This window comes from Streptomyces vulcanius (genome assembly GCF_042653945.1).
GTDB classification, from domain to species: domain Bacteria; phylum Actinomycetota; class Actinomycetes; order Streptomycetales; family Streptomycetaceae; genus Streptomyces; species Streptomyces mangrovi.
The window spans coordinates 13,029-38,054 of the sequence record NZ_JBHSFK010000034.1 but is presented as its reverse complement, the minus strand read 5'-3'; the positions used below and the strand labels follow the sequence as shown (position 1 = coordinate 38,054).

The window sequence follows — 25,026 nt, the reverse complement described above, 5'->3', positions numbered from 1 at the left end:
AACCGGGTGCAGACGGCGCCCCCGTGCCGGATCATGGCGGCATGTCTGTTCAGCCACAGGACGCACTGCCGATCCGGCTCAACGTCGACGACTCCGACTCCCCGTCCGACGTCGTCGACGCGCTGTTCCTCGGCCGCTTCGCGACGGGCGAGCAGCCGTACTCGCACGCGGCGAACATCGAACGCGTGCGCTCCGGCGCGACCCTGCTGCCACCCCAGGCCCGCGTGCTGCGCGTCGCCCGCGACGAGGACCGCAGCGCGACCCTCGCCGAGGGGGACGGCTGGACCCTGCTGGTCTCCCGCTGGAACCGCGGCGCCGACGTCACGGTCACCGCGACCACCGCCGAACTCGCCGCGAAGGTGCTGGACGAGGCGACGGACGGCGCGGCGGACGAGCCCGAACCCCAGCCGGAGAACGTGACGATGGGTTTCTGGTACGTCTCCCCCCGGCGCGGCCCGCACCGCACCACCCGGCAGATCTCCGCCGGTACGTGGGACGACGTCCGCGCCAACTACACGGAGCCCGTGGCCGAGGCGATGGACCACCTGATGGCGACCACCCCCGACGACATCGCCGGCCGCCTGCTCCTGCTGCACGGCCCGCCCGGCACCGGCAAGACCTCGGCGCTGCGCACCCTGGCCCGCTCCTGGCGGGACTGGTGCCAGGTGGACTGCGTCCTGGACCCGGAGCGGCTCTTCTCCGACGTCGGCTATCTGATGGACATCGCGATCGGCGAGGAGGACTCCACCGGCAAGGGCCGCTGGCGGCTGCTGCTCCTGGAGGACTGCGACGAACTGATCCGCGGCGAGGCCAAGCACACGGCGGGCCAGGCGCTGTCCCGGCTGCTCAACCTCACCGACGGTCTGCTCGGCCAGGGCCGCAACGTCCTGGTGGGCGTCACCACCAACGAGGACCTGGAGCGCCTCCACCCGGCCGTCGTCCGCCCGGGCCGCTGTCTCGCCCGGATCGAGGTGGGCCCGCTGACCCGCCGGGAGGCGGTGGACTGGCTGGGCGCCGAAGAGGGTGTCGGCCGCGAGGGGGCGACGCTGGCGGAGCTGTACGCGCTGCGCCGGGGCGTCTCCCCGACCTCGCTGCCGGAGCCGCGGGGCAGGTCGGAGGCGGGGCTCTACCTGTAGGTGTTCTGATGGAGGTATGACCCTGTACGTGGGCACGTCCGGCTGGCAGTACAAGGACTGGCGGGAGGTCCTGTACCCGGCTGACGTGCCCGTGCGGCGGTGGCTGGAGGAGTACGCCGGACAGTTCGCCACCGTCGAGATCAACAACGCGTTCTACCGGCTGCCGTCCCGGGAGAACTTCGCGTCCTGGGCCGAGCGCGTCCCGCCGGACTTCGTGGTCACGGTCAAGGCGAGCCGCTACCTCACCCACATCAAACGGCTGCACGACCCGGAGGAGCCGGTGCACCGTCTGATGGACCACGCGGCCGGTCTGGGTGCGCGCCTCGGCCCGGTCCTCCTCCAGCTCCCGCCGACCCTGCACGCCGACCCGGAACTCCTGGACACCTGCCTGTCCTGCTTCCCCGCCGGTACGAGGGTCGCGGTCGAGCCCCGGCACGAGTCGTGGTGGACGCCGGCCGTCCGCCGGGTCCTGGAGGCCCGGGGCGCGGCCCTGTGCTGGGCGGACGCCCGTTCCCGGCCGGTCACCCCGCTCTGGCGGACCACCGAGTGGGGTTACGTCCGCTTCCACGAGGGCCTCGCCCGTCCCTGGCCGCGCTACGGCCAGCACGCCCTGGCGACGTGGATCGACCGCATCGCGACGACCTGGCGCCCCGGGGACGACGTGTACGCCTACTTCAACAACGACGCGGGCGGCGCGGCGGTCGGCGACGCGGCCCTGTTCGGCCGGACGGCCGAACGAGCGGGCCTGCACCCGACCCGAACCCCACGCGCCCTGGCGGCCCGCCGCTGATCAGCTCCGGCCGCAGGCGGTCACCCGTCATAGGCCGCCCGCAGGGCGTCCCGGACCGCAGCCGACGCCTGCTCCTCGGTGAGGCCGAGCCGCCGCACCCGCTCGGCGTAGGCCTGCGCGGCGGCCGAGGCCTCCCGCTCCGCCGCCGACCCCGCCGCCGCGACGAACGTGCCGTTGCGGCCCCGGGTCTCGATCACCCCGTCCGTCTCCAGCGCCCGGTACGCCTTGGCGACCGTGTTCGCCGCCAGGCCGAGCGACTCGGCGAGCCCGCGCACGGTGGGCAGCCGGTACCCGACCGGCAGCACTCCCGACCGTGCCTGCTCGGCGATCTGCGCCCGTACCTGCTCGTACGGTGCGCCCCCGTCATCGATGTGGATCTTCAAGGTCACGGCCCGATTGTCCCCCACCCTGCGCTCGACGGCTCGAAAACCCGGCGGCTCGAAAATGAGAGGCAGACGGCGGCCACCGGCCCGTAGCGTGCGCTGACATGACCGTCATCGTGCGCGAGCTGCGCCCCGGCACGCCCTCCGACATCGAGGGCTTCATCGGGGTCCGGCACCGCGCCCTGCCCTATGTGTTCTTCAGCCCGGAGTCCGTACGCCACGCCCTCTCGCTGTCCCACCCGCACGCCCATCTCCGGATGCTGGTGGCCGAGGAGGACGGCGAGATCGTCGGCACGGTCCAGGCGGGCCTCGCGCACGAGAGCCCGGAGCCCGGCCAGGGCTACCTCAACGTGTACGTCGACCCCGCGCGCACCGGCCGGGGCGCGGGCGCGCTGCTGGTCCGGGCCGCCGAGGAGCACCTGGCGGAGCACGGCGCGACGGACCTGTACGCCTGGGTCCTGGACGAGCCCGCCAACCGCACGTTCGCGGAACGCCACGGCTACCGGGCCAGCCGCTCCGCGCACTTCCTGGTGCTGGACCTGGCGCACGCCACGCTCCCGCCGCTCCAGGACCCCCCGCCGGGCGTCGAACTGCGCACGGCCGCCGACTTCGCGGACGATCCGCGTCCGCTGTTCACCCTGGACGCGGAGGCAGGCTCGGACGAGCCGGGTGACATCGGCACCGAGTTCACCGACTACGAGGCATGGGTCGAGGAGTACTGGAGGCACCCGCACCTCGACCTGGAGCTCACCTCCGTCGCGGTGGCCGACGGCCGCCCCGTCGCGTTCAGCGTGGCGCACACCAACGCCCCCGGCCGCTACAGCACCGGTATGACCGGCACCGCCCGCGCCTTCCGCGGCCGGGGCCTGGCCAAGCTGGTCAAGAACGCCTCCCTGCATCGCGCCCGTGCCGCGGGGTACACGCGGGCGTATACGGGCAACGACTCGGACAACGGGCCGATGCTCGCGGTCAACAAGTGGTTCGGGTACCGGATCCATGCGACGGAGGTGCGTTATGCCCGAACGGTCGGCTGAGCCGGCGGCATCGATAAGGGTGGTGGACGTCGTCCTGGTCAAGGGCGGCCGTACGAAGATCCGTTACCCGGCCGAGCTGCTGTCGGACGACGGCACGCGCATCGCCGTACGCGCCCCCTGGGCGGGTGACGGCGTCCGCGACTTCGGCTTCGTACGGTTCGAGGCGGGTGACGTCTTCACCGAGTACTACTGGCGGGACCGCTGGTACGCGGTGAAGGAGGTCCGCGACGCGACGGGCGGGCTGAAGGGCTGGTACTGCGATGTCACCCGCCCGGCGACGCTCTCCGGCACCGAGCTGGTCGTCGAGGACCTCGACCTGGACCTGTGGCGCTCCGCCGACGGCACGGACGTACGACGGCTCGACGAGGACGAGTTCGCGCAGAGCGGCCTGGCGGAGCGGGATCCGGCGGCCGCGGACGCCGCGGCGACCGCCCTCGACGAGCTGGAGGTCTTCGCGTCCGTCGAGGGCGGCCTGGAGTCCCTGCTGGCATAGGAGTCCCCTCACACCGTGGCCACCACCGCGTACCGCTCGTCCTCCACCTCCCCGCCCCACAGCCGCGCGTCGTCCGACAACCGCTCCACGCGTATGTCTCCCGTGGGGCCTCCCGTGAGCGGGCCGAGCAGCGCGGTGAGCCGGTCCGCGGGTATCCCGACAGGCGTCCCGGGCCCCCACACCCCCTCGACCAGCACCAGCCGCCCTCCCGGGCGCAGCAGATCCCGCCAGTGCCGCAGAACACGGGCCGGATCGGGCAGGGCCCACAGCACATGCCGTACGAGCACGGTGTCGAAGCGCTGTTCGCCGACCGGGGGCGCCGCGGCGTCGCCCAGCAGGAACACCGCGTCGCGTCCGGCGAGTTTGGCGCGGGCCAGGTCGAGCATGGGCCGGGACAGATCGACCCCGGTGACGCGGTGTCCCTGTTCGGCCGCGAGGAGCGAGAGGCTGCCGGTGCCGCAGCCCAGGTCGAGGAGGTCGCCGGCGCGTGCCGGCAGCCAGTCGCGCAGCCGCCCGGCCCAGGCGGCGCGCACCTCGGGATCACGCAGCCCGTGGTCCGGCTCCTCGTCGAAACCGGCGGCCTCGGCATCCCAGTCGACACTTGCCGCAGTCACGTCGTCACTCTTCTTCGCCATGCGCCCAAGAGTGACACCTGCCACTGACACTCGAATCGTGACAGCCGCCACTGACAGATCCGGGGGCGATGAGGAACTCTCCCCCAAAGGGTCTACCTCCGTGACATCGCGGATCCCGGCAGCCCCTGAAGGAGGCAGTCATGCGCCGCACAACCGTGCAGAAGCCCCTGAAGAAGACGGACTCCCGCCGGATCCGCGAAGAAGCGGACGCCCGCCCCGAAGACCGCCGCGAGATCCGGAAGGACATCGCCCGCACCTGGTGGCCGGACGGCTGAGCCCCGCCCACCTGATCTCAGTCTGAGCAGTACCTTAAGGCGACCCTAAAGATCGCTTCGGGCCTCCCCCAGCTGGCGTTTTCGCGGTTTCTTGGTTCCGGTACCGGGGCCTGACCGGCGGCTCAGGCTGGACAGGCCCCGGCGAGCACCCCCGCCGTCGGCTGTCAGCCCAGGGCGGACGCGCAGGTGGTGGGGGTGGCACGGCCCGGGTCGAGCGCGTTGGCCACCTCGTGGAAGGCGATCCGGTCGAACAGGCCGATCGCCACGTGCTCGGAGAGGTCGAGCGGACACAGGTCCTGCAACAGGACGTTGTCGACGTCGGATCCGCCGAGGTAGGCGCTGCGCCAGGGCGTGACCACCTCGTCGTACCGGGTGGCGATGACGGTGTAGTGGACGCCCGGGACGGTGTCGCCGCCCGCGTTGAGCTTGGTGAGGAAGGCGGACCCTGCGATCTGGTCGGCGAGGCCGGGGGTGGCGGCGGAGAGGAGATCCTCGGCGCCGGGGAAGTACGGCAGCAGGTTGGTGAGGCCGTTGAGGGTGGTGCCGTGGTTGTCGGGGGCGAGGCCGACGAGGGCGTTCACCTTGGCGGCGCCCCCGAGGAAGCGCAGGTAGTAGCGGGGCATCAGGCCGCCCTGCGAGTGTCCGACGACGTCGGCCTTGGCGGCGCCGGTCGCGGAGAGCACCTTGTCGACGAAGGTGGAGAGCTGTTCGGCCGACTTGTCGATGGGGCCGAGTCCGTGGAAGAGGGGGACTCCGGGCAGTTGCCCGTAGTCGAGGGAGTAGACGCAGTAGCCCCGGACCTCGAGATAGGGAGCGAGGCCCAGCCAGTTGTCGATCGAGTTCCCGAAGGTGCCGTGGACCAGGACGACGGGGCGGGGGTGGGTGGCGGAGGGCTTGCAGCTGTAGTCGTTCCAGCCGCTGCTCGGTGAGGTGGCGGCGGAGTCGGTGGCGGCGGTGGCGGTGGAGGCGGGGACCGTGGCGGCCGCGGCGGCCAGCAGCAGTGCGGCGAGCGGTCTGAGCACGCGCTTCCAGGGCAGCATCGGGTGATCTCCTTGCGGCTCAAGGGGAGGTGCGATGGCCTTACGCCCTGTGACCCGGATCACCAGGATGCTGTTCACTCATCAAGTTACGAATGAGTAAGTGAAGTGTGAAGTTACGCGTCAGTAAAAACTTTCAGTGGTAGCGGGCGACCACGGAGGAACCTGACGCCCTGTCACCAGGCAGGCCTGATCGGACCATAGGGTGCATTACGCCCTAGTTAGCCGCACAACACGCTCGCCTCACCCTTGACCACTTGCGCCGCCGGCGTCTCCGCCATGCCCGAGACGGGAGAGGCGCGGATCCGGGTCGCCGACACCGCGTACCGCCCGGGACGCCCCGGCGGACGGACCCGGCGGCACGGCACGACGACCCCGGCCACGGTCTCGTGGGCATCCGACGGCGGGCCGCCACGCACGGCGGCACTGTCGTCGCGGGACCGCGCGACACCGGCCACGGCCGGCTCCTGCGGAGATCCCGAAGGCGTCGGTGGACACCAGCACGCGGCCCACGCCGGGCGCTCCGGCGGCGGCCGCCAGCCGGACCGCCATCCGGGCCTTCTCGGCGTTGGGGAACACGGACGCGCTCGCGACGAGCCTGATTCCTCCGGCTTGACGCATACCGATATCGGAATATGATGGCGCCCATGGCACGAGCAGCGACGACGTCGGATGTCTTCAACGCGATCGCCGAGCCGCAGCGCCGGGAGATCCTGGCGCTGCTGCGGGCGGGTGAGCGGCCGGTGACCGAGTTGGCCCAGGAACTGGGGATGACCCAGCCGGGGGCGTCCAAACACCTGCGGGTGCTCCGGGAGGTCGGGCTGGTGCGGGACCGCAAGGCAGGCAAGCAGCGCCTGTACGGCCTTGACGCCCGCGGGCTGCGGCGGGTCCACGAGTGGACCGGCGGGTTCGAGCGGTTCTGGAACGAGAGCTTCGACCGGCTGGACGCGTACGTGCAGGACCTCAAGCAGACACGGCAGGAGGAATGACCGATGGCAGGGGCAAGGCAAGAACCGCGGGCGGAGCCGGCGACGGCCGACCGGGAGATCGTGATCTCCCGGGTCATCGACGCCCCGCGGGAGCTGGTGTTCGAGGCGTTCACCGAGATCCGGCACCTGTCGCGATGGTGGGGACCGGAGGGGTTCACCACCACCACGCGGGCGTTCGAGTTCCGCGTCGGCGGGGCGTGGGACTTCGTGATGCACGGACCGGACGGGACGGACTACCAGGAGTGGATCTCCTGGACCGAGATCGCCCCGCCGGAGCGGATCGCGCTGCTGCACGGTGAGTCCCGCGACGACCCGAACGCCTTCGAGTCGGTCCTCACGTTCGCGCCGGACGGCGCGGCGACCCGGATCGAGATGCGCACGGTGTTCCCCACCAAGGAGCTGCGCGACGAGGCGGTCGAGAAGTACCACGCGATCGAGGGCGGCCGGCAGACCCTGAGCAACCTGGCTGCCTACGTCACCGAGATCGTTCGGAAGGGAGTTGAGGACTGATGGCCTGATGGAGCTGCAGCAGTGGATATTCCCGCAGCGGCTCTTCCGGGAGAACCTGAAGCTCGGCGAGGGCGGCGAGGAAGGGCGCGACAACGACATCGCGCGGGAGACGTTCGAGCGCACCGGCGCGAGCGTGATGGGCAAGCGCATGTTCGACCTCGGCGAGCAGGCGTGGCCGGAGGAGGCGCCGTTCCACACGCCGGTCTTCGTCGGCAGCTCCAGCGGAAACTCGACGACCTCGCACCTTACGCCGACAAAGTGACGGCCGCCCTCGGCCTGCCGACGTCAGCTCAGCCGCCGCGCCGCACCCGGGCCGCCTCGCGGGCCTCCGCGAGCGTACGGGCCTCGCTGCTCTTACGGGACGGCCTGCCACCAGAGCCGCCCCTCGCGTCCTTGGCGCTGCCCAGGCCACGGAACGGGGCGTTGTGGTTCTTGGGGCGCGGTGCGGCCGGCCCGCGGTCGAGAGGCTGTCCGGAGGGTGCCTTGGCGCCGGTGATCCGGCTCAGCTCCACCTCGCCGGACCGCACTTTGGTGACCTTGGGAGCGACGTCGGCGTCGGCCATGACCTGGCTCGTCTCGCGGCGCTGTCCCGACAGGACGAGCGTCACGACGGTGCCGGAGCGGCCGGCCCGGGCCGTTCGGCCCGCGCGGTGCAGATAGTCCTTCGGGTCGGTGGCCGGGTCGACATTGACCACGAGGTCGAGGTCGTCGACGTGCAGGCCGCGCGCGGCGACGTTCGTCGCCACCAGCGCGGTGACCTGCCCGCTCTTGAACTGGGCCAGGGTCCGGGTGCGCTGCGGCTGGGACTTCCCGCTGTGCAGAGCGGCGGCCGCCACGCCGCTGGCCCGCAGATGCCGCGTGAGCTGGTCGACGCCGTGCTTGGTGTCCCGAAACAGCAGGACGCGGCCGTCCCGGGCGGCGATCTCCGTGGTCACGGCGTACAGGTCGGGGCCGTGCACGACGAAGACGTGGTGCTCGATCGTGGAGACCGCGCTGGACGAGGGGTCCACGGATTGGACAGCGGGGTCGCGCAAGTAGTCCTGCACCAACTGGTCGACATCGCGGTCCAGGGTGGCGGAGAACAGCATGCGCTGCCCGTCGGGACGCACCTGGTCCAGTATCTCGGTGACCTGCGGCAGGAACCCCATGTCACACATCTGGTCGGCCTCGTCCAGGACCGTGATGCGCACCCGTCCCAGCCGGCAGCCCTTACGGTCGATGAGGTCGTGCAGTCGGCCGGGCGTGGCGACGACGATCTCGGCGCCGTCCCGCAGCACGGCGGCCTGCCGTCCGATGGACACGCCGCCCACCACGGTCGCGAGCCGCAGCCGCAGCGCCTCGGCGTACGGGGTGAGCACCTCACCGACCTGCTGCGCCAGCTCCCTGGTGGGCACCAGAACGAGCGCCAGCGGCTCCTTGGGCTGCGCGCGCCGCCCGGCCGTCCGGGCGAGCATCCCCAGGCCGAAGGCGAGCGTCTTGCCGGATCCGGTGCGGCCCCGGCCCAGGACGTCCCGTCCCGCGAGCGCGTTGGGCAGTGCCGCCGCCTGGATGGGGAAGGGCACCGTCACACCGTGCTCGGCAAGCACCCGCAGGATCTCGGCCGGCAGCCCCAGCTCCGCAAAGGACGCCGCTGGAGGCAGAGCCGCGGTGGCGCCCGACACCTCGTCCTGCTGCTGGGCATCGACACGTGCTGATTCGCTCATAGAAAGCCTTCCTCCAAAGGGACCGTACCGAGGAAGGCGCGGCGGGGACGCGGGCCACCGGCCAGGGACCCCGCACCGGGCACCGACACAGCGACGCTGCAAACGCTCCACGCTAGCACGGAGCACACCGCCCGCCCGAGCCTCCCATGGCCGCGCCGCTCAGCCTCGGAACGACAGCTGGACCCGCCTGTGCCGACCGTGTCGACGCGCTGAACCGCAAGGTCTCTGCCCGCGAAAGCGGCCCCGCCCACCAAGATCCGCACCAGACGCGGACCATGCAGACCAAGAACCTGCCGGTGACCACCCCTCGACTGCGGCAGCCGCTTACGCAACCCGGCTGCATGACGTCTGATCATGCTGCCGACCTGCAACAATCCACCGGCGGGGCCAAAGGAAGGCACATTCGACCCGGATTCGACCCCGCCTCCCTCCCCTCGCGACAACGACCATCCCTGATCTGCAACTATGCAAATTCTGCCGCTGAACCAGCCGCACACGGCCGGGAAGTTGCCACAAAGAGGCTAGACCAGTCATTCGTTGCAAATCATCGACGCTGCGGCGGCACCCTCCACTGAGGTCGAGCACCGAGGCTTATTCAGATCAGCCCTCTGAACAGGCCTTTTTAGTCGAAGCTTCCGTGAGGCGGAAGCCGTATCGCGTTCCCGTGACGCCCTTCCGGACGATGTCGCCATCACCCAACGACGGGAGCCGCAGCCATGCCCCACATGACCGCCTTCGCCAGGAACCAGTGGTTCTCGGCAAAAGCGGTCAGTCCGCCAGAGTGGCTGGACGTACGGTCTCCGGACCGAAGCGTCGGCGGGCGCGGTCTGCGGCGGCTTCGGCTGCACGGGCACGGGCGTCGCCGGGATCCAGAGAGAGCTGCCGGTGGGCATTGTGGGCCGGCAGCAGGCTGTCGGCGCGGATCGTGAAGGCGCGGACTCTTGCTCGCTGCAGCCCGAGGGCGGTCAACAGCTCCAGGGCGGCTGCAGCAAGGGCGGGTGAGTGGTCGGTCGGTTCCGGCAGCGTGCGCGTACGCGCGGTGGAGCTGCGGTCGGCGTACCGCACCGTGAGGGCGAGCCGGCCGGCGATCTGACGTTCGCCGCGTAGGCGTTGGCCGATTCGGTCGGCAAGTCCCAGCACTGCTCGATGGTGCCACGCCGGGTCCAGACAGTCCCGCTCCAGCACAAGGTCGGCGACCAGGTGTGCTGCCGGTTCCGCCGGGGTGACAGGGCGGGGGTCGTGCCCGCGGGCACGCTCGGCCAGCAGCCGGGCCGAGCCGGCTCCGAGAAGTCGCTGCAGGGTCGCCGCGGGGATGTCGGCGATCTGGCCGACGGTGTGCAGTCCGTATCTGTTGAGCGTTTCCGCTGTGGCGCGGCCGATCCCCGGCAGCGCGGTGACCGGGCGGGGGTACAGCCACGTGGCGGCCTGCCCGTCGCGGATCCAGGTGGTGTCACCCGGCGCGGACACGTCGGCCGCCATGGCGGCCAGCATGCGGTTGTTCGCGAGCCCGGCGCTGCTGTCGATGCCGTAGAGAGCCTTCAGACGGAGCTTCGCCAACTGAACGACATCGTAGGGAGACAGGTCGAAGTATCGGAGCGCCGAGGTCAGGTCGAGCTGGACGGCGTTGGGCGGGACAGCCTGGACGTGAGGCGTAATGCCGGACATCAGTTCGATTACGTCGTCGTACTGGGCCCCACTCAGTCCGGCGTGCAGATGGAGGTGAGCGATGTGCCGCTGACGTGTGGTCATCCCGCGCTTCCCGGACTGCGATGGCCGAACTTCTTCAGGTCGGCCGAGCGGCTGCCGGCGGGCTGGAGGTCGGCGTACGGGTGCAGGCGGGCGCCGGTGGTGCCGTTGGCCAGGGTGCGCTGCGGCTGGGCGGGGGTCGGGGACGGGCGGTCGGTGCCGAGGAGGGCGAGCGCGGCCTCGGGGCCGTGGTCGCGGCGGGCGGCGGCGATCTCGTCCAGGTCCCAGGCCATGGTCCCGACGACGGTGCGGCGGGTGCCGCGCACCTGGACCGTGCCGCGCACCAGCAGCAGCCCGCTGTGGAAGACGGTGTGCGCGCACGTCGGGTGGGAGTCCTCGAAGAAGGCCAGGTCGACCAGCCCTGAACCGTCCTCCAGGGTGACGAAGATGATGCGCTTGCCGCTGGCGATCGGCGGGGTCTGGGTGGAGGCCCGTACCCCCGCGACCAGCACCTGCTGCCCGGCGCGCAGGCCGGCCAGATGGGCCGCGTCGGTCGCGCCGATCTCCCGCAGCAGCCGGTGGTGGTGCTCCATCAGATGCCTGGAGACGTCGATGCCGAGGGTGCTCAGCTCGGCGCTCAGGGCCTCGCGCCCGGTCATCTCCGGCAGACCGCTCGGCTCCGCCCCGCCGACAGCACCCGCATCGATGGGTAGTTGACCTGTGCCCGCGGTCCGGTTGCGGGACTGCCGATGCAACTCGGCGATCTGGAGCAGCAGATCACGTCGGGTGAGCCGGCCGTCGTGAAGACAGTTCAGCGCACCGATCTCCGCCAGACGTTCGGCGACCGGCCTGCTGGGACGGGCCCGCTGCCAGAAGTCCGACAGCGATCCGTACGGCTGCCCCGCCTCGATCCGCGCGCACTCCTCCTCGCTGATGCCGTGCACCCCGGCCAGCGCGAGCCGCACCCCCCACTGGTCCCCGTCGGCCTTCTCCACGGTGTGCTTCACCCTGGAGCGGTTGACGTCGACGGACAGGAGCGGCACGCCACGCCGGCGGGCGTCGGAGACCAGTACGCGCTTGGGCCACATCCCGGGGTCGTGTTCGAGAAGGCCGGCCAGCAGGAACGCCGGATAGTGCGCCTTGAGCCAGGCGCTCTGCAGGGCGGGTACGGCGAAGGCGACCGCGTGGGCCCGGCAGAAGCCGTAGGCGCCGAAGGCCTCGACGGTCTTCCAGACCTCGTCCCGCACGGCCGCGCCGTAGCCCCGCGCGCGTGCCTGTCGGTCGAACCAGTCCTTGATCCTGGGCAGCCGGTTCCTGTCGCCGAGTGCCCTTCGGGCGATCTCGGCCAGCGCGTAGTCGCAGCCGGTCATCACCGAGAGCGTCTCGATGATCTGCTCGTGCCAGATGGTCACCCCGTAGGTGTCGGCGAGCACGGGCTCCAGGTCCGGATGGGCGTACCCCGGTGTGCCGCCGTGGCGGGCGGCGATGTACCGCTCGGGCATGCCCCCGGCGACCGGACCGGGCCGGAAGAGACTGATGTCGGCGATGACGTCCTGCGGATCGCGCGGCTGCAACCGGGACAGCAGGTCCTGCTGGCCGGGCGACTCCAGCTGGAACAGGCCCAGGGTCTGGCTCTCCTGGATGAGCTTGAACGCGAAGACGTCGTCGAGCGGTACCTGCCTCGGGTCGTCCAGGTCGATGCGGTTGCCGGTGGTCCGTTCGATCTCGGTGACGGCGTGGGCCATCGCGGACTGCATGCGCACGCCCAGGACGTCGAGTTTGATGTTGCCCAGTTCCTCGATCTCCTCCTTCGCCGCCATGGCCATGGGGTAGTCGCCCTGGGGGGTGGGCTGTACCGGCAGCCGGTCCAGGAGGGTCGCGTCGCTGATGACCACGCCGCAGGGGTGCATGGCCATGCCGTGGACCAGGGAGTCGAGACCTTCGGCCAGCTCCCACAACGGTCCGTACCGGTGCGCCTCGGCGGCCAGTTGCCGTAGTTCCGGCAGTTCGGCGAGGGCACTGGTGATGTCGGAGGCGCGCAGGTGCGGGAAACTCTTGGCGATCCGGTCGATGTCCTCGGGTGCGATGCCGAGGGCGAGGCCGGTGTCGCGCAGGGCGCGGCGGGCCCGGTAGGTCTCGGGCATCGCGGTGACCGCCACGCGTTCCTTGCCGAAGCGTTCGAAGATCGTGTCGTAGCACTCCAGGCGGCGGGCGGATTCGACGTCGATGTCGATGTCGGGCAGCGAGGCCCGGCGCACGCTGAGGAAGCGTTCGAACAGCAGACGGTGGTCGAGGGGGTTGGCCGTGGCGATGTCCAGCGCGTGACAGACCATCGAACCGGCGCCCGAGCCGCGGGCCGCGACCCGGATGCCCTTGGCCCGGATGTCGGCGACGACCTGGCCGACGGCGAGGAAGTACGAGTCGTAGTCCAGCCGGGAGATCACGTCGAGTTCCTGGTCCAGCCGGTCGAGTGCCGCACGGTCGCGGTCGAGGCCGCGTCGGGCCAGGCCGGCCTCGCAGTGTCTGCGCAGCAGTTCCGAGGTTCTTCCCGGCTCGGCGCCGAAGAGCGACGGTTCCGGGAAGTGCGGGGTGCCCAGCCCGAGGTCCGCTTTGGGGTCGATGGTGCACTGGGCCGCCGTGGCGGCGGTGTCCGCCATCAGACGGCGGGCCCGTCGGACATCCGCTCCGGCGCATTCGGCGACCATCCGCGCCACGTTCGCCATTCCCCTCTCGTCCTTGAGCCAGCGCTGCCCGCTGTCCAGGCGACGCCGGTCGATCGGCCGCAGCAGCCGCGCCGCGTCCAGGACGTCGGCGAGCCGGTGCTGTTCGGGATCGGCGTAGCGGACGGCGTTGGAGAGCACGGCGGTGGTGTGGGTGCGGTCGGCCAGCGCCAGGGTGCGGGCGGCCAGCCGAAGCGACCCGGGCTCGACGCTGAAACGTTTCTGCGCAACGGCTTCCAGCCTGACTCCCCTACCGAAGATCTCCCGCCACGGCGCCAGCAGCTTCACCGCCACGTCCTCCCGGCCGGCCGCCAGGGCCCGTACCGGCTCCGAGAGCGGTCCGAGCAGGACGGTCAGGCCGGGGCCGCCGTACTCGCGCAGCGCCTCCCACGGCACCACCGGTGCCGTACCTGATACAGCCCCGGCATGGGCGGCCGACGTGATGTGGCACAGCCGCGCCCATCCCGCCCGGTTCTGTGCGAGCAGCACGAACCGCAGGGGCGGCTCAACGACGTACGCCCCACCGCGCGCCGGAGTGCGGCGCCGCCGGGCGGGCGGCGGGGGCGCAAGGGCCTCCACCGCGAGGTCGACCCCGAAGACCGGCCGGACCCCGGCTCCGGCGCACGCCCGCGCGAACCGGACGGCTCCGGTGACCGTGTCCCGGTCGGTGAGCGCGAGCGCCGCCACGCCCCGCTCGGCCGCCCGCCGGACCAGGTGTTCGGGGTGGGCGGCGCCGTAGCGGACGGAGTAACCGGACGCGACGTGCAGATGGGCGAAGCCCGCCATGCCGCACCTCCATCACTCCACCCCTTTTCGGCTATATACCCGATATGTTCATCGTACTCGCGTTCGATTACTCTAACCTCATCAGCCCCGGTCAGCGACTCGATTCGAACACATCAGCGATTCTTTGGCGAGGTGAGCAGTGACCGAAAAGACATCAGCCCGTCACCTCGCCCACCGGGCAGATCAGTTGGGAGAAACACCCCCTGCGCCACCCGCCATGTCGGCCGTCATTCGACGGCGCCAGACGCTTTTCGGCGGCGCCACGGCAACGCGCAGGAGGGTGTCCGGAATCAGGGCAGCAGCCTGTACCGTCACCGACGCACAGGCAGTACACGCATCGGCAAGGCGCCAGAGCCGTCCGCCCCGCTCGCGGGCGAGAAGCAAACGGATAGGGCCGGCGCAGCCACGGTGGCGGGGTGCCAGCGGCAGCCACGTTCGTGGCGCGGGCAGGTGCGCATGTACGCAGGCCGGCAGATGGGGGCACCCGGGAATCACCCCTCCCCTTTATCTCGAACATGTGCGCGATAGCCGTTCGGGGCCTCTCCACCTGCGGAAACGTCCGTCCACCCGGACTGTGGGGACATGACACAGAGCACCTTTCTCGACGAGGTGAAGGACGCCGTCACACCGCGGGCCACGCTGCTGGTCTTCGGCGTGGTCGTGCTCAGCCTGCTGTTCATCGCCTCCTACGTGGGTGCGCTGCACGACCCGAAGCCCAAGGACGTGCCCTTCGGGGTGGTCGCGCCCCGGGCGGACGTCGCCCAGGAGGCGGTGGCCCGGCTGGAGGCGCTGCCCGGCGATCCGCTGGACCCGCGCGCGGTGGCCGACGCTGCGGCGGCCCGGAAGCAGATCCTGGACCGGAGAATCGACGCCGCCCTGCTCGTCGATCCCGCCGGCACCACCGACACCCTGCTGGTCGCCACGGGCGGCGGACGGGTCCTGGCCACCACCCTTCAGGCGCTCACCGCCACCCTGGAGAAGAACCAGGGCCGCACGGTACGGAGCGTCGACGTGGCTCCCGCCGACACCCAGGACGCCAACGGGCTGTCGTCGTTCTATCTGACCGTCGGCTGGTGCGTGGGCGGCTATCTGTGCGCGTCGATCATGACGATCAGCTCGGGCGCCGGGCACTCGAACCCCAGGCGCGCGGTCATCCGGCTGGTCGCCATGGCGGTCGTCGGGATCGTCTGCGGACTCGGCGGGGCGCTCATCGTCGGGCCCGTCCTGGGCGCCCTGCCGGGCAGCTTCGCCGCGCTCTGGGGGCTCGGCGCGCTGATCGTCTTCGCGGTGGGCGCGGCGACACTCGCCTTCCAGGGCGTCTTCGGGATGGCCGGCATCGGGCTGGTCATCCTGCTCGTGGTGATCCTGGGCAACCCCAGCGCGGGCGGCGCCCTGCCGCCCCCGCTGCTGCCGCCGTTCTGGCGGGACATCGGCCCGGCCCTGCCGCCGGGCGCGGGCACCTGGTCGGCCCGCTCGATCGCCTACTTCAAGGGCAACGACATGACCGCGTCCCTGCTGATCCTCTCGGCGTGGGCGCTCGCGGGGACGGCGGTCACCGTGCTGGCGGCGGCCCTGCGGGAGCGGCGCGCGAGCAGCTCCCCACCGGCGATGCCTGCCGGCTGACGGCACCGGCGCCGGCACGGACGGACGTGGGGCCAAGGGGGCGGTCGCCCCTGCCGACGGCGGCCCTACGGGCCCGGCACGCAAGCAGCTCCCCACCAGCGGCGCCCGACGACTGACAGCGCCGGCGCCGGTGCCGTCAGCCGAAGGCAACCCGGCGAGCCCGGCACGCAAGAAGCTCCCCACCGGCAGTGCCTGACGGCTGACAACGTCCGTCGGTGCTACGCCCCGTCCATCCTCCAGACCGACAGGTCCCCCTCCAGGAAGCTGCTTCCGCTCTCCGGCAGCGCGGTCGACTCCGCGTCGATCACGAACAGCGCGATGTCCCCGGAAGGGTGCTCGATGCAGATCTCGCTTCCGGCCGCCACCGCCGCCATCGAGAGTTCGCGATCGCCGGAGACCTTGATGGCCGCACGGCACGACGGGAGGCCGCCCCCCGGCTCGCCGTACACCGGGGCGATCACGCTGGTGTCGCTCTCCAGCCTGCACGTGTACTTGCCGCAGACGAAGCGGACGTCCCCTTTGCGGTCCTTGCGATCGACCGGCGCCGTGATGTCCAACGAGTTCTTCTCGGTGAGCATCTGGAGGGGGTACCCCACGAGTCGCGGTGTCGGGGACCCGGTCGGGGAAGGGCTGCTCGACGTCTTCGATGTGCGGCCACCGCCCGCCGCCCCGGGCCCGGAGGACGACGAGGACGACGAGGACGACGAGGACGACCGGTCGGAGCCGCCCGCCTCGACCCGCTCGCGGAGCCGGTCCGTCGCGTACGTCCCCACCCACACCAAGCCCGTCAGCAGCAGCACACCGGCCAGCACGGCCCCGCCCACCATCAACGCGGTACGCCTGCGACGGGCCCGCCGCTCCTCGGGCCCCTCCAACTGCGGCCGCGTGACCAACAGCGGCCCGTGAGGCCATGCCGACCCCGCCGAGCGTGTCGCCCCCGCCGATGCCACCGGCCCCATCGGCCCTGCCAACCCTGCCGGCCCTGCAAACCCTGGCAGCCCCGCCGACCCCATCGGCCCCGCCAATCCCGCCGACCCCGCCTGCCCCACGGGCCCGTCCGCCCCCGCCGCCCCCGTCGGCCACGGCCCGCCGGCCAAAGGCAGCGTGCCCACCGGGGTGGGGTCGGGGACCGGGGGCGGAACCGTCACCTCCGGGCCGGCGATCTCCCGCCAGACGGCCGGTCCCCCGCCCGCGTCGGCGTCCCCGCCCAGCCGTTGCCGGCACCACTCGACGACCTCCGCCGGGGTGACCCGCTCCGCCGGATCGGCGGCCAGGCAGCGGCCGATCAGCGGGCGGAGCTGCTCGGGCAGGAGGGACAGGTCGGGTTGCGAGTGCACGATCCGGTACAGCACGCTCGCCGAGGGGCCGTACCCGTACAGCGGCTCGCCCAGCGCCGCGAACGCCGCCGTCTGGCCGAGCGCGAAGATGTCGGTCGCCGCCGTGACCTCACCCGCGGACGCCTGCTCGGGCGCCATGAACTGGGGCGTGCCGACGGCGGCACCCGTGGCGGTGTGCGAGGTGACGTCGGAGGCCAGCGAGATACCGAAGTCGATCACGCGCGGCCCGTCGGCGGCCAGCAGGACGTTCGACGGCTTCAGGTCCCGGTGGACGATTCCCGCGTCATGGATGGCCTCCAGCGCCTCGGCCACCCCCGCCATCAGCCACAGCACCGCCGGCAGCGGTCCGCGCCGGGCGACGGCCTCGGCCAGCGAGGGCCCGGGCACGTACAGGGTGGCGAGCCAGGGCGGTACGCCGTCCGCGTCGGCGTCGATCAGTTCGGCGGTGTAGGCGCCCCGGACCCGCCGGGCCGCCGTTATCTCCCGCCGGAACCGGCGCCGGAAGTCCGGATTGTCGGCCAGCTCCGGCCGTACCACCTTGATCGCCACCGGTCGGCCGCCCTGCGTGTGCGACAGATAGACCCGGCCCATGCCCCCCGCACCCAGCCTGGCGGCGAGCCGGTAGCCGGCCACCACGGGCGGATCGTCCGCCTGAAGCGGTGGAAACTCCTCGGTCGCGTTGCTCATCGGCCCCCGTCCCCCTTGATCCCCGGATCCTCTGATCCAAGGAGTCAGCCAATGGCCAAAGCCTAAAGGTTAGTTCGGGGTGCGACGGCTGTGACGACGTTCCACTCCTGACTCGGCCGCGCCGCCGGCGGCAGATGCCGCTGAGCCCTCTCCAGGAACCTCAACAGCTCCACCGGACAAGAGGGTGCCCCCGCACGGCGGTTCGCGTGCGGGGGCACCCTGCGCACGGCCCGGTCGGCGGCGGCCCGGTGCACTCGGGCCGCCGGTTGACCACGGGGCGGGCGGCGGACTAGAAGACGCTGACCCCGTACGCGTTCAGGGCCTCGACCACCGGCTGGAAGAACGTCGTGCCGCCGGAGGTGCAGTTGCCGCTGCCGCCGGAGGTCAGACCGTAGGCGACGCCGCTGGTCGAGTACAGCGCGCCGCCGGAGTCACCGCCCTCGGCGCAGACGGTGGTCTGGATCATGCCGTAGACGACATCGCCGCTGCCGTAGTTGACGGTCGCGTTCAGGGCGGTGACCCGGCCGCTGTGGATGCCGGTGGTCGAGCCGTCACGGTAGACCGTGGTGCCGACGCTGGGCGTGCCCGCGCTGGTGATGTCCGTGTTGCCCGCGGTGCCGGACTTGGTGACCGACGTGTTGGTGTACCGGACCAGCGCGTAGTCGTTGGTCGGGAAGCTGTAGCTGACGTTCGTGCCCAGCGTGGTCGTCTGCCCGGAGTTGGAGTACCAGGTCGACGCGACCTCACCGCAGTGGCCGGCGGTGAGGAAGTAGTAGGTACTGCCGCTGACGACGTTGAAGCCCAGCGAACAGCGGTAGCCGCCGCCGTAGATGGCGTCGCCGCCGGCGATCAGCTTGTTGAACTTGCCGGGCGTGTGCTTGATCGTCAGCGCGCCGGCGTTGCTGCCCGCGGCTTCCTTGATCTCCGCGATCTCCGTGTCGGACACCGTGCTGTCGACGGTGACGACAAGGCGTCCGCTCTTGCTGTCGACGGCCCAGGCGGTGCCCGCGACGTCGGCCTGGAGCACGGAGTTGCCCGCGCTCTTCAGCTGGGCCGTGCTGAAGGTGGTGGTGTCGGCCGCGTTCGCGTTGGGGATCGCGACAGCGGCGGCGGCCATGAGTCCGGTGGCGACTGCGATCAGCCGGGTCCGTCTCGAAGTACCGTGCGTGGGGGTGGTGCGCTTGATCCTCACGTTTCGTTCCCTCCCAGGGGAATTCGGGGGCCCGTCGAGTGGGGTCGGGGCCCGTGAGGCGCAGCCAGGACCGACGTTCGCCCGGATTCCGGACACGCCGTGACCCTGACAAGCGCTGAGGGGGAGTATTCGGGCGGACGACCGGTCGCCGCAAGGGCGCCTTTCGGCCTCCAACCCATGAACGAACTGTGTGAGTTGACCCCGCTTCGACCCCCTGCCGAACGCTGTCCTCGCAGTTCGGAGCAGGTTGCGCCGCTCTGCCTCGAGCACTGCGGGCAGGGCGTTCCCGGGCGGCGGGAAAGGACCAAGGAAATGGTCGGCGAAGGTGTACGGAGGCAGAACGGCGCGGAGGGGGCCGACCGTCGCGCGTCCCTCCGCGCCGGATACGCCCGCGTGCGGGAAGCCCAACCGGCGCCTGCGCACGCCGTGGCCGGAAGACGACCGTCCGGATCGCCCTCCGACCACTCGATGGTCAGCCCTTTCCTACGGGGTCGGTCTGTTCCGCGCGGACCGTGCTGTGCGTGGGCCGGGCCAGGCCCAGGTGTTCGCGGAGCGTGCTGCCCGGATAGAAGGTACGGAACAGGCCACGGTGCTGGAGCAGTGCGACGGTGCCGTTGACCAGGCGTTCCAGATCGCGGCGGGGTTCGACGGGGACGAGGTGGAAGCCGTCGGCGGTGCCGTCCTGGTGCCAGGCGGCGATCAGCTCGGCCAGGTCGACGGGACCGCCCCGGTAGAGCGGGCCCCGTACGCTCTGCCGCGGGCCGCCCCCGCCGTGGCCCGGCTCGGCCGCGTACTCGCCGTCGCCGAGGTCGACGAGAAGGCTCACCAGAACCCGCAGCGACTCCGGTTCCCGCCCGGACCCGACCGCCTCGGCCCGCAGTTCCCGCCGTACGGCACGGGCCTGATCGGCGCTCACCGCGCGCACGAGGGCCACGTCGGCGTGCCGGGCGGCGGCGAGACGGGCGGCTCCCCCGGTCGCGTCGGCCACATATATGGAACGGCCCGTGTCGTCCACGGCCTCCCCCGCCCACGCCCCCGCGAGGGCGTGGGTCCGCCATCCCGCCCGCCCCCGGCTGACCCGGTCGAGGGCCGTGACGGCCGTCCGGACCTGGCGGGCATCGGTGAGGGTGGGAACCAGGCCGACGCGGTGGGTGGCGGGGGCGACCCGGGCGAGTACGGCCGCGGCATCCGGCCCGGGCCCGGTAAAGGTGCCCGCACCCGTACTCGCGCCCACGTCGGTATCCGCACCCGCACCCGTGTCGCCCAGCGTCACGAAGTCCAGCCCGCCGCGTTCGGCCAGCCGCGCCTGCTCGACGTACGGGCCGGCGTCGTACACCCCGGGCTGGTCGAGGGCGGCGGCGAGGTGCAGCAGCCCCCGGCCACGTGAGGAAGTCATGTCGGAGAATCCCTTCCCGGCCCACCGGACGTCGGCCCACCGGGCCTCGACCCACCAGACCTTGACCCAACGAACCTTGATTCAGCGGACCTTGAGTCGGCTGACCCTGGACCGCGCGACGGTCTACCCGACGGCGTCGGCGCCGAGGTCCCGCAGGAACACCAGGGCGGCCCGCGCGGTGGCGTCGTTCTGCCGGAACGCCGGGCCGCCGGTGCGCGGACGGGTGAAGGCGCCCGGGGTACGGGCGTCGGTGTGCGGCCCGAGCGCGAAGCGCCGTGGGTGCGGACGCCCGGCCCGGTCCAGGACCCGCCCGTCGGCCCGGTCCACCCGCAGCAGCCCGTCCGCCGTCTCACCGGCGCCCTCGGCGTGCAGTTCGCGCAGCAGCGGGTCGAGCGCGCGCCGCAGGGTCGGTTCGGGCAGCCGAGCCTCCACCAGCGCCCGTGCCTCGACCGAGAACCCCGGCACGGTCGGACTGGACGCCCGGAACACCCCGTCCTCGGCCGCCACGGCCATGTCGGCGCCGACGAACCTCACCACCCCGGCCCGGGACAGTGCGAGCAACTGCCGCAGCCGGGGCCCGGGCGGGCCGGAGGCGAGATAGCTGAAGAACCCGTGCCACCAGGAGCCGATGTCCCCGAGCCGCACCAACTGCCCGTATACGGAGAGCAGTCCGAGGAACACCGCCAGGTCGGGGCTGTGGGAGGCGTCATGACCTCGGCTCAGATCGTCCTCGACATAGCGCCGCAGCCCGTCCTGGAACTCCTCGTGCGAGGCGTACCGCACCCCGTCCAGCGGACGGTCGAGGGTGGCGAGGTCGAGCCGGTCGCCCGGATCGGGCACGGCGGACGACACCAGGGCCTCCCGTTCGACCGTCCCCGACACGGCCGCGTACTTCTCCTCGAAGTCCGCCCAGGCCATCGCCGTCCGCTCGGGGTGTGCGGTGAACAGCCGGTGGTAGTGGGCGAACCCCAACTCCTTCTCCACCAGCGGCCAGACGTCCCGTCGGAAGTCGAACCCATCGGAACGGGCCAGCAGTTCGTCGATCTCGGCGAGCCCGAGGAACCGGGGCAGCGGCGGTCGCTCCCCCGTCCAGTCGTAGCCGATCTTGGAGTGGTACGGCACTCCGCGCCGCGATCCGACGTACAGCACCGGCTCCTGCCCCGAGGGAAGGTAGGTGTCGCCGTCGTACCGTCCACCGCGCCCCTCGGTCAGCAGGACCATCAGATCGACGAAGGCGAGCCCGAAGCCCCGTACGAGGACGGGCTCCCCCGGCCGCAGGGCGGACAGATCGCTGTCGGCAGTGAAGTCGGGCGGCAGATGGACGAGCCCGTGCTCGTCCGCGTACGCCGCCAACTCGCGCTGTTGGTCGTCGAGTTCGGCGTCGAGGTGACCAAGGGCGAGGACGACGAGGTCGGCGAGGAGCGGCCGGGGCCGGCCTTCCAGCCACACCTGCTGACGCCCCTCGCGGGGCCCGCTCACCCGCAGCGCGCGCCGCGGATGGTGGTGGACCCTGATCTCATCGGGCAGCGCGGCGACGGCCCGCTCGTGCACCCAGCGCAGGTATCCGCCCTGGAGCTGCCGGTCGGCGAAGAGCCGTCCGTCGACACCGGCCCACTCGTGCAGGGTGGGTCCGGGCCGCACCGGTCCGTCCATCCGCACCGTCTCGTCGGTGAACATGGTGACGTCCTCGGCGTGCGAGTTCATCCACAGCAGCGGCGACTGGGCGGCCCGCCAGATCCGTCCGGCGCCCGGCGGATGCGGGTCGACGAGATGGATGTCGAGGCCCGAACCGGCATACAGTTCCGGCGCGTTGGCGGCGATGCGCTCGATCAGACCGGTGGCCCGCGGACCGCCTCCGACGATCACGAGTGACTGTCTCATCGACGGGGCGGCGGGGGCTTGGACGAGGGTGTCGGATGACATGCGAAGGCTCCGTGACACGAAGTGTCGAACACGGGTGGATGCCTTCACACGGACATACCGGACATACGGAAAGCGCTACGGCCGAGCCCCTCAGCAGGGCCGTGGAGCGAGAGTACGCGGGCGTTTCCCCCGGCTGTCAAGGCTGTCCGGATGGTGAGCCGTACGTCTCATCTCGGTTGACGGTCAACCGGGGACCTGTTCCACTTAGGCCATGTATTCGCAGCAGTGGCTGGTCAAGCGCTCCCACATCGACTTCGGTCGAGTGTGGTCCTCTTCCTGTTGAGCTGACCCCCTGCGCGCCCCGGCCAGGCCGGACGGGCACCTCTCGACTTCTCTCCCTCTGCCTTCACACCCCCTCCCCTCAGCTCAACGCACCACGGCCGCCCGCCGTCCGGGCACGTCCCGGAACCCGATGACCCGGTCCATCAGGGCGCCGAGAACATCCCGCACCGAGCCCCGCTCCCGTGCGTCGCACTCCAGCACCGGCACCTCCGCACGCAGCCCCAACACCTCCCGAACCGCCTCCAGTTCGAGCCGCTCCGCCCCGTCGAACCGGTTGACGGCGAGAACGAACGGCGCCTGCTGCGCCTCGAAGTAGTCGACCGCGGGAAAGCACTCCTCCATCCGCCGGGTGTCCACGAGGACGACCGTCCCGAGGGCGCCCTCCACCAGGTCGTCCCAGAGGAACGAGAACCGGTGCTGCCCGGGCGTGCCGAACAGATACAGCGCGATGGTCGGATCGAGGCTGATCCGCCCGAAGTCGAGGGCCACGGTGGTCGTCGTCTTGGACTCGACGCCCTCCAGCGAGTCGACCCCCACGGACACCTGGGTGATCGCCGCCTCCGTGTCGAGGGGCTCGATCTCGGAGACGGCCCCGATGAAGGTCGACTTGCCGACCCCGAGTCCTCCGCTCACCACGATCTTCACGGCGAGCGGCACGGTCCTGTCAGAGCGCCCGGCCATGATCCCTGATCCTTTCGAGCATGCGGAGCGGCAGCTCCACGGGTTGCCCGGCCGCCGATGACACCGAACGGCCGCACGAAGTCCACACCCCCGACATGGAATACGTCTCCGGAGCGCTCACCGCTCACCGCTCAGACGTCAGCACGAACAGTCGCAGGCGCAACACTCACAGCACTCGCACCCGTCGCAGCAATCACAGCAGTCGCAGCAATCCCCGCAGTCCCGGCACCAGCCCTCGCGCCGCTGCCTCGACCACGGCCCTTCGAACTGCTCGGCGCAGCAGACCTTGCAGGTGCAGCAGAGCCCCAGCGCGACCGCGCACCCGGCCAGCAGACCCCGCTTGTCGGGCCGCGGCGGCTCACCGCCGTACGGATTGCCGGGCGCGTTCGGATCCACCGGGCCCTGCGGGGCATACGGCCCGGTCGGCGGCCCGAACGCCCCCTCAGTCGCGAGCTCTCCCGCCGGCCCGTGGAGTCCCGCCGACCCGAACCCTCCCGCCGACCCGAACCCTCCCGCCTGCCCATGCGGTACCTCCGGCCCATGCGCTGCCTCCGGCCCATGCGGTGCTTCCGGCCCGTGCGTGTGGCCGCACGACGCCGTGCCGAACGCCCGGTCCACCGACCGCCCCAGCTCGTGCGCGAGCAGCAGATGCGCGAGCCGGCCCTCGGTGCTGCGCCCTTCCGGGGAGACCCCAGACCCCCAGGCGACGTCCTTCAGGGCGAGCCGGATCCCGTGCAGGGCGTCGTCGGCGAGCCGCCGGGCCTCCGCGCGCGAGGTCCCCGTCGCCGTCAGCGGGTTCCAGGCACCGGACGCGGCGTCGGCCGCCTGGTCCTCGACGGCGTCCAGCAGATGGGCGAGCCGCCCGAAGAGGCGCCCGGCCTCGGCGAGCGGCGCGGCGTTCCCCGGCCGGCCCGCGAGGACCGCGGTGTGCGCGAAGGCGGCGGCGGTGGCGGTCTCGGTCGGCTCGGTGACCTGCGGCAACGGCGTCCCCGGCCCGGCCAGCGCCTCGATCCCGAGCTGCCGGTCCACGGCGTCGACGAGGACCGCCGTGTCGAACCCGACCGCGGCACCGCTCCGCTCCCCCGCCCGCCCCCAGTTCCGGGCGACCCGGCGTGCGGCACCGGCCACCGGACGCCGCGCCAGCAGCCCGTCCCCGTCGGCGACATGGTCCCGCACCTTGGCTGAGGCCAGCACCAGCGAGACGGCGGCGGCGAGCCGGGCGCCCTCGCCCCGCGCGACCGAGGCGGTACGCATCCCGCGCAACGGGCACGGCCCCGCCGTACGCCGCCACCCGGTGGCGGTCTCGGCCTGAGCCTCCGTCAGAACCGAGATGAGCAGGCCGTCGTAGTTGGTGACGACCCGCGCGAACTGGCCGTGGTCGCCGCGCAGTGCGAGGCAGAGCCCGCACAAATGGGCCATCCACTGTGCCTTGAGCCCTTCACCGAGCCGGTGGCTGCAGGGCCTGACGATTCCGAACACGACGATCCCCCCGTCGTACGCATGAAATTAGCCATTGAGGTGCCGCATCGTATCGACTGATAATCGTCCTGAAACGGTTCCGTTGTTCACTCGAACGGACCGTGCATCACCCGTCCGGCACGAACAGTCATATTTCACTCTCAGTCAGCATCCGTGTACCGCAAGACCCTTGGGAGACGCGGGCTCTCGACGGATCGGCTGTGCACCAGTACCGTCACAAACCCCCCGCGCGGCGTCTATCCACTTGGC

22 protein-coding genes are annotated in these 25,026 nt (G+C 71.7%); 9 read left to right on the top strand and 13 right to left on the bottom strand.

Translation table 11 applies throughout. From position 1 onward, the window contains the following. Positions 1-41: 41 nt before the first annotated feature. Together ACFPIH_RS39190 and ACFPIH_RS39185 are read left to right on the top strand one after the other, a co-directional pair. A complete protein-coding gene (locus tag ACFPIH_RS39190; protein ID WP_381180167.1) occupies positions 42-1,136 on the top strand; it encodes a DUF5925 domain-containing protein in 1,095 nt (364 codons plus the stop codon). A 16-nt stretch (positions 1,137-1,152) separates the two neighbouring features. Beyond that, positions 1,153-1,926, top strand: a complete 774-nt coding sequence (locus ACFPIH_RS39185) for a DUF72 domain-containing protein (protein ID WP_381180164.1) — start codon at positions 1,153-1,155, stop codon at positions 1,924-1,926. Between the two features lie 20 nt (positions 1,927-1,946). On the opposite strand, the gene ACFPIH_RS39180 is transcribed toward ACFPIH_RS39185, so the two are convergent. Beyond that, positions 1,947-2,315, bottom strand: coding sequence for a GntR family transcriptional regulator (locus ACFPIH_RS39180; protein ID WP_381180161.1), 369 nt, complete (start codon positions 2,313-2,315; stop codon positions 1,947-1,949). Between the two features lie 98 nt (positions 2,316-2,413). Here ACFPIH_RS39180 and ACFPIH_RS39175 point away from each other — a divergent pair, with 98 nt between their 5' ends. Both ACFPIH_RS39175 and ACFPIH_RS39170 read left to right on the top strand, forming a co-directional pair. After that, the gene (locus tag ACFPIH_RS39175; protein ID WP_381180159.1) at positions 2,414-3,343 is read left to right on the top strand and encodes a GNAT family N-acetyltransferase; all 930 of its coding nucleotides are present in this window, start codon (positions 2,414-2,416) and stop codon (positions 3,341-3,343) included. After that, positions 3,324-3,836: a ribonuclease FAU-1 family protein gene (locus ACFPIH_RS39170; RefSeq protein WP_381180156.1), complete on the top strand. Its 513-nt coding sequence runs from the start codon at positions 3,324-3,326 to the stop codon at positions 3,834-3,836. The genes ACFPIH_RS39175 and ACFPIH_RS39170 overlap by 20 nt, the downstream gene beginning before the upstream one ends. Before the next feature lie 8 nt (positions 3,837-3,844). On the opposite strand, the gene ACFPIH_RS39165 is transcribed toward ACFPIH_RS39170, so the two are convergent. After that, positions 3,845-4,471, bottom strand: a complete 627-nt coding sequence (locus tag ACFPIH_RS39165) for a class I SAM-dependent methyltransferase (protein WP_381180153.1) — start codon at positions 4,469-4,471, stop codon at positions 3,845-3,847. 140 nt (positions 4,472-4,611) lie between these two features. Between ACFPIH_RS39165 and ACFPIH_RS39160 the strand changes: the two genes are divergently transcribed. After that, positions 4,612-4,746: a hypothetical protein gene (locus tag ACFPIH_RS39160; RefSeq protein ID WP_381180150.1), complete on the top strand. Its 135-nt coding sequence runs from the start codon at positions 4,612-4,614 to the stop codon at positions 4,744-4,746. Between the two features lie 164 nt (positions 4,747-4,910). On the opposite strand, the gene ACFPIH_RS39155 is transcribed toward ACFPIH_RS39160, so the two are convergent. Then, positions 4,911-5,786, bottom strand: a complete 876-nt coding sequence (locus ACFPIH_RS39155; RefSeq protein ID WP_381180147.1) for an esterase/lipase family protein — start codon at positions 5,784-5,786, stop codon at positions 4,911-4,913. A gap of 218 nt (positions 5,787-6,004) precedes the next feature. Then, positions 6,005-6,241, bottom strand: coding sequence for a hypothetical protein (locus tag ACFPIH_RS39150; RefSeq protein ID WP_381180144.1), 237 nt, complete (start codon positions 6,239-6,241; stop codon positions 6,005-6,007). 189 nt (positions 6,242-6,430) lie between these two features. Between ACFPIH_RS39150 and ACFPIH_RS39145 the strand changes: the two genes are divergently transcribed. From ACFPIH_RS39145 to ACFPIH_RS39135, 3 genes are read left to right on the top strand one after another with little or no spacing between them, the layout of a single operon-like run. Further along, entirely contained in the window at positions 6,431-6,772 is a 342-nt protein-coding gene (locus ACFPIH_RS39145) for an ArsR/SmtB family transcription factor (RefSeq protein WP_381180142.1), read from the top strand. A 3-nt stretch (positions 6,773-6,775) separates the two neighbouring features. Next, the gene (locus tag ACFPIH_RS39140) at positions 6,776-7,282 is read left to right on the top strand and encodes an SRPBCC family protein (protein WP_381180141.1); all 507 of its coding nucleotides are present in this window, start codon (positions 6,776-6,778) and stop codon (positions 7,280-7,282) included. A 7-nt stretch (positions 7,283-7,289) separates the two neighbouring features. Then, on the top strand, positions 7,290-7,544 hold the full coding sequence (locus tag ACFPIH_RS39135; RefSeq protein ID WP_381180138.1) for a hypothetical protein: 255 nt from the start codon (positions 7,290-7,292) through the stop codon (positions 7,542-7,544). A 28-nt stretch (positions 7,545-7,572) separates the two neighbouring features. Here the strand turns inward: ACFPIH_RS39135 and ACFPIH_RS39130 are convergent, their stop codons facing one another. The 3 genes from ACFPIH_RS39130 to ACFPIH_RS39120 form a co-directional block, all read right to left on the bottom strand. Further along, entirely contained in the window at positions 7,573-8,985 is a 1,413-nt protein-coding gene (locus ACFPIH_RS39130) for a DEAD/DEAH box helicase (protein WP_381180136.1), read from the bottom strand. A gap of 768 nt (positions 8,986-9,753) precedes the next feature. Beyond that, on the bottom strand, positions 9,754-10,734 hold the full coding sequence (locus ACFPIH_RS39125) for a DNA polymerase Y family protein (protein WP_381180134.1): 981 nt from the start codon (positions 10,732-10,734) through the stop codon (positions 9,754-9,756). Then, positions 10,731-14,177, bottom strand: a complete 3,447-nt coding sequence (locus ACFPIH_RS39120; protein ID WP_381180131.1) for a DNA polymerase III subunit alpha — start codon at positions 14,175-14,177, stop codon at positions 10,731-10,733. The genes ACFPIH_RS39125 and ACFPIH_RS39120 overlap by 4 nt, the downstream gene beginning before the upstream one ends. A 582-nt stretch (positions 14,178-14,759) precedes the next feature. On the opposite strand from ACFPIH_RS39120, the gene ACFPIH_RS39115 reads away from it, so the two are divergent. Further along, positions 14,760-15,800, top strand: coding sequence for a DUF3533 domain-containing protein (locus tag ACFPIH_RS39115; protein WP_381180128.1), 1,041 nt, complete (start codon positions 14,760-14,762; stop codon positions 15,798-15,800). 218 nt (positions 15,801-16,018) lie between these two features. On the opposite strand, the gene ACFPIH_RS39110 is transcribed toward ACFPIH_RS39115, so the two are convergent. From ACFPIH_RS39110 to ACFPIH_RS39085, 6 genes are all read right to left on the bottom strand, one after another. Continuing rightward, a complete protein-coding gene (locus ACFPIH_RS39110) occupies positions 16,019-17,824 on the bottom strand; it encodes a serine/threonine-protein kinase (protein WP_381180125.1) in 1,806 nt (601 codons plus the stop codon). A 289-nt stretch (positions 17,825-18,113) separates the two neighbouring features. Next, positions 18,114-19,016 carry a S1 family peptidase gene (locus ACFPIH_RS39105; protein ID WP_381180123.1) on the bottom strand — a complete coding sequence of 301 codons (903 nt, stop codon included), beginning with the start codon at positions 19,014-19,016 and terminating at the stop codon, positions 18,114-18,116. A gap of 472 nt (positions 19,017-19,488) precedes the next feature. Next, positions 19,489-20,412: an LLM class oxidoreductase gene (locus ACFPIH_RS39100; protein ID WP_381180120.1), complete on the bottom strand. Its 924-nt coding sequence runs from the start codon at positions 20,410-20,412 to the stop codon at positions 19,489-19,491. Between the two features lie 123 nt (positions 20,413-20,535). Continuing rightward, complete coding sequence (locus ACFPIH_RS39095; RefSeq protein WP_381180117.1) at positions 20,536-22,335, bottom strand: FAD/NAD(P)-binding protein; 1,800 nt, start codon at positions 22,333-22,335, stop codon at positions 20,536-20,538. Between the two features lie 366 nt (positions 22,336-22,701). Beyond that, a complete protein-coding gene (locus ACFPIH_RS39090) occupies positions 22,702-23,298 on the bottom strand; it encodes a GTP-binding protein (protein ID WP_381180114.1) in 597 nt (198 codons plus the stop codon). Between the two features lie 138 nt (positions 23,299-23,436). After that, positions 23,437-24,777, bottom strand: a complete 1,341-nt coding sequence (locus ACFPIH_RS39085; protein WP_381180111.1) for a DUF5685 family protein — start codon at positions 24,775-24,777, stop codon at positions 23,437-23,439. Between the last annotated feature and the right edge of the window lie 249 nt (positions 24,778-25,026).

Coding starts and splice junctions, on each gene's coding strand:
- ACFPIH_RS39190 (WP_381180167.1), top strand. CDS start 42: ATGTCTGTTCAGCCACAGGACGCACTGCCGATCCGGCTCAACGTCGAC.
- ACFPIH_RS39185 (WP_381180164.1), top strand. CDS start 1,153: ATGACCCTGTACGTGGGCACGTCCGGCTGGCAGTACAAGGACTGGCGG.
- ACFPIH_RS39175 (WP_381180159.1), top strand. CDS start 2,414: ATGACCGTCATCGTGCGCGAGCTGCGCCCCGGCACGCCCTCCGACATC.
- ACFPIH_RS39170 (WP_381180156.1), top strand. CDS start 3,324: ATGCCCGAACGGTCGGCTGAGCCGGCGGCATCGATAAGGGTGGTGGAC.
- ACFPIH_RS39165 (WP_381180153.1), bottom strand. CDS start 4,471: ATGGCGAAGAAGAGTGACGACGTGACTGCGGCAAGTGTCGACTGGGAT.
- ACFPIH_RS39160 (WP_381180150.1), top strand. CDS start 4,612: ATGCGCCGCACAACCGTGCAGAAGCCCCTGAAGAAGACGGACTCCCGC.
- ACFPIH_RS39155 (WP_381180147.1), bottom strand. CDS start 5,786: ATGCTGCCCTGGAAGCGCGTGCTCAGACCGCTCGCCGCACTGCTGCTG.
- ACFPIH_RS39145 (WP_381180142.1), top strand. CDS start 6,431: ATGGCACGAGCAGCGACGACGTCGGATGTCTTCAACGCGATCGCCGAG.
- ACFPIH_RS39140 (WP_381180141.1), top strand. CDS start 6,776: ATGGCAGGGGCAAGGCAAGAACCGCGGGCGGAGCCGGCGACGGCCGAC.
- ACFPIH_RS39135 (WP_381180138.1), top strand. CDS start 7,290: ATGGAGCTGCAGCAGTGGATATTCCCGCAGCGGCTCTTCCGGGAGAAC.
- ACFPIH_RS39130 (WP_381180136.1), bottom strand. CDS start 8,985: ATGAGCGAATCAGCACGTGTCGATGCCCAGCAGCAGGACGAGGTGTCG.
- ACFPIH_RS39125 (WP_381180134.1), bottom strand. CDS start 10,734: ATGACCACACGTCAGCGGCACATCGCTCACCTCCATCTGCACGCCGGA.
- ACFPIH_RS39120 (WP_381180131.1), bottom strand. CDS start 14,177: ATGGCGGGCTTCGCCCATCTGCACGTCGCGTCCGGTTACTCCGTCCGC.
- ACFPIH_RS39115 (WP_381180128.1), top strand. CDS start 14,760: ATGACACAGAGCACCTTTCTCGACGAGGTGAAGGACGCCGTCACACCG.
- ACFPIH_RS39110 (WP_381180125.1), bottom strand. CDS start 17,824: ATGAGCAACGCGACCGAGGAGTTTCCACCGCTTCAGGCGGACGATCCG.
- ACFPIH_RS39100 (WP_381180120.1), bottom strand. CDS start 20,412: ATGACTTCCTCACGTGGCCGGGGGCTGCTGCACCTCGCCGCCGCCCTC.
- ACFPIH_RS39095 (WP_381180117.1), bottom strand. CDS start 22,335: ATGTCATCCGACACCCTCGTCCAAGCCCCCGCCGCCCCGTCGATGAGA.
- ACFPIH_RS39090 (WP_381180114.1), bottom strand. CDS start 23,298: ATGGCCGGGCGCTCTGACAGGACCGTGCCGCTCGCCGTGAAGATCGTG.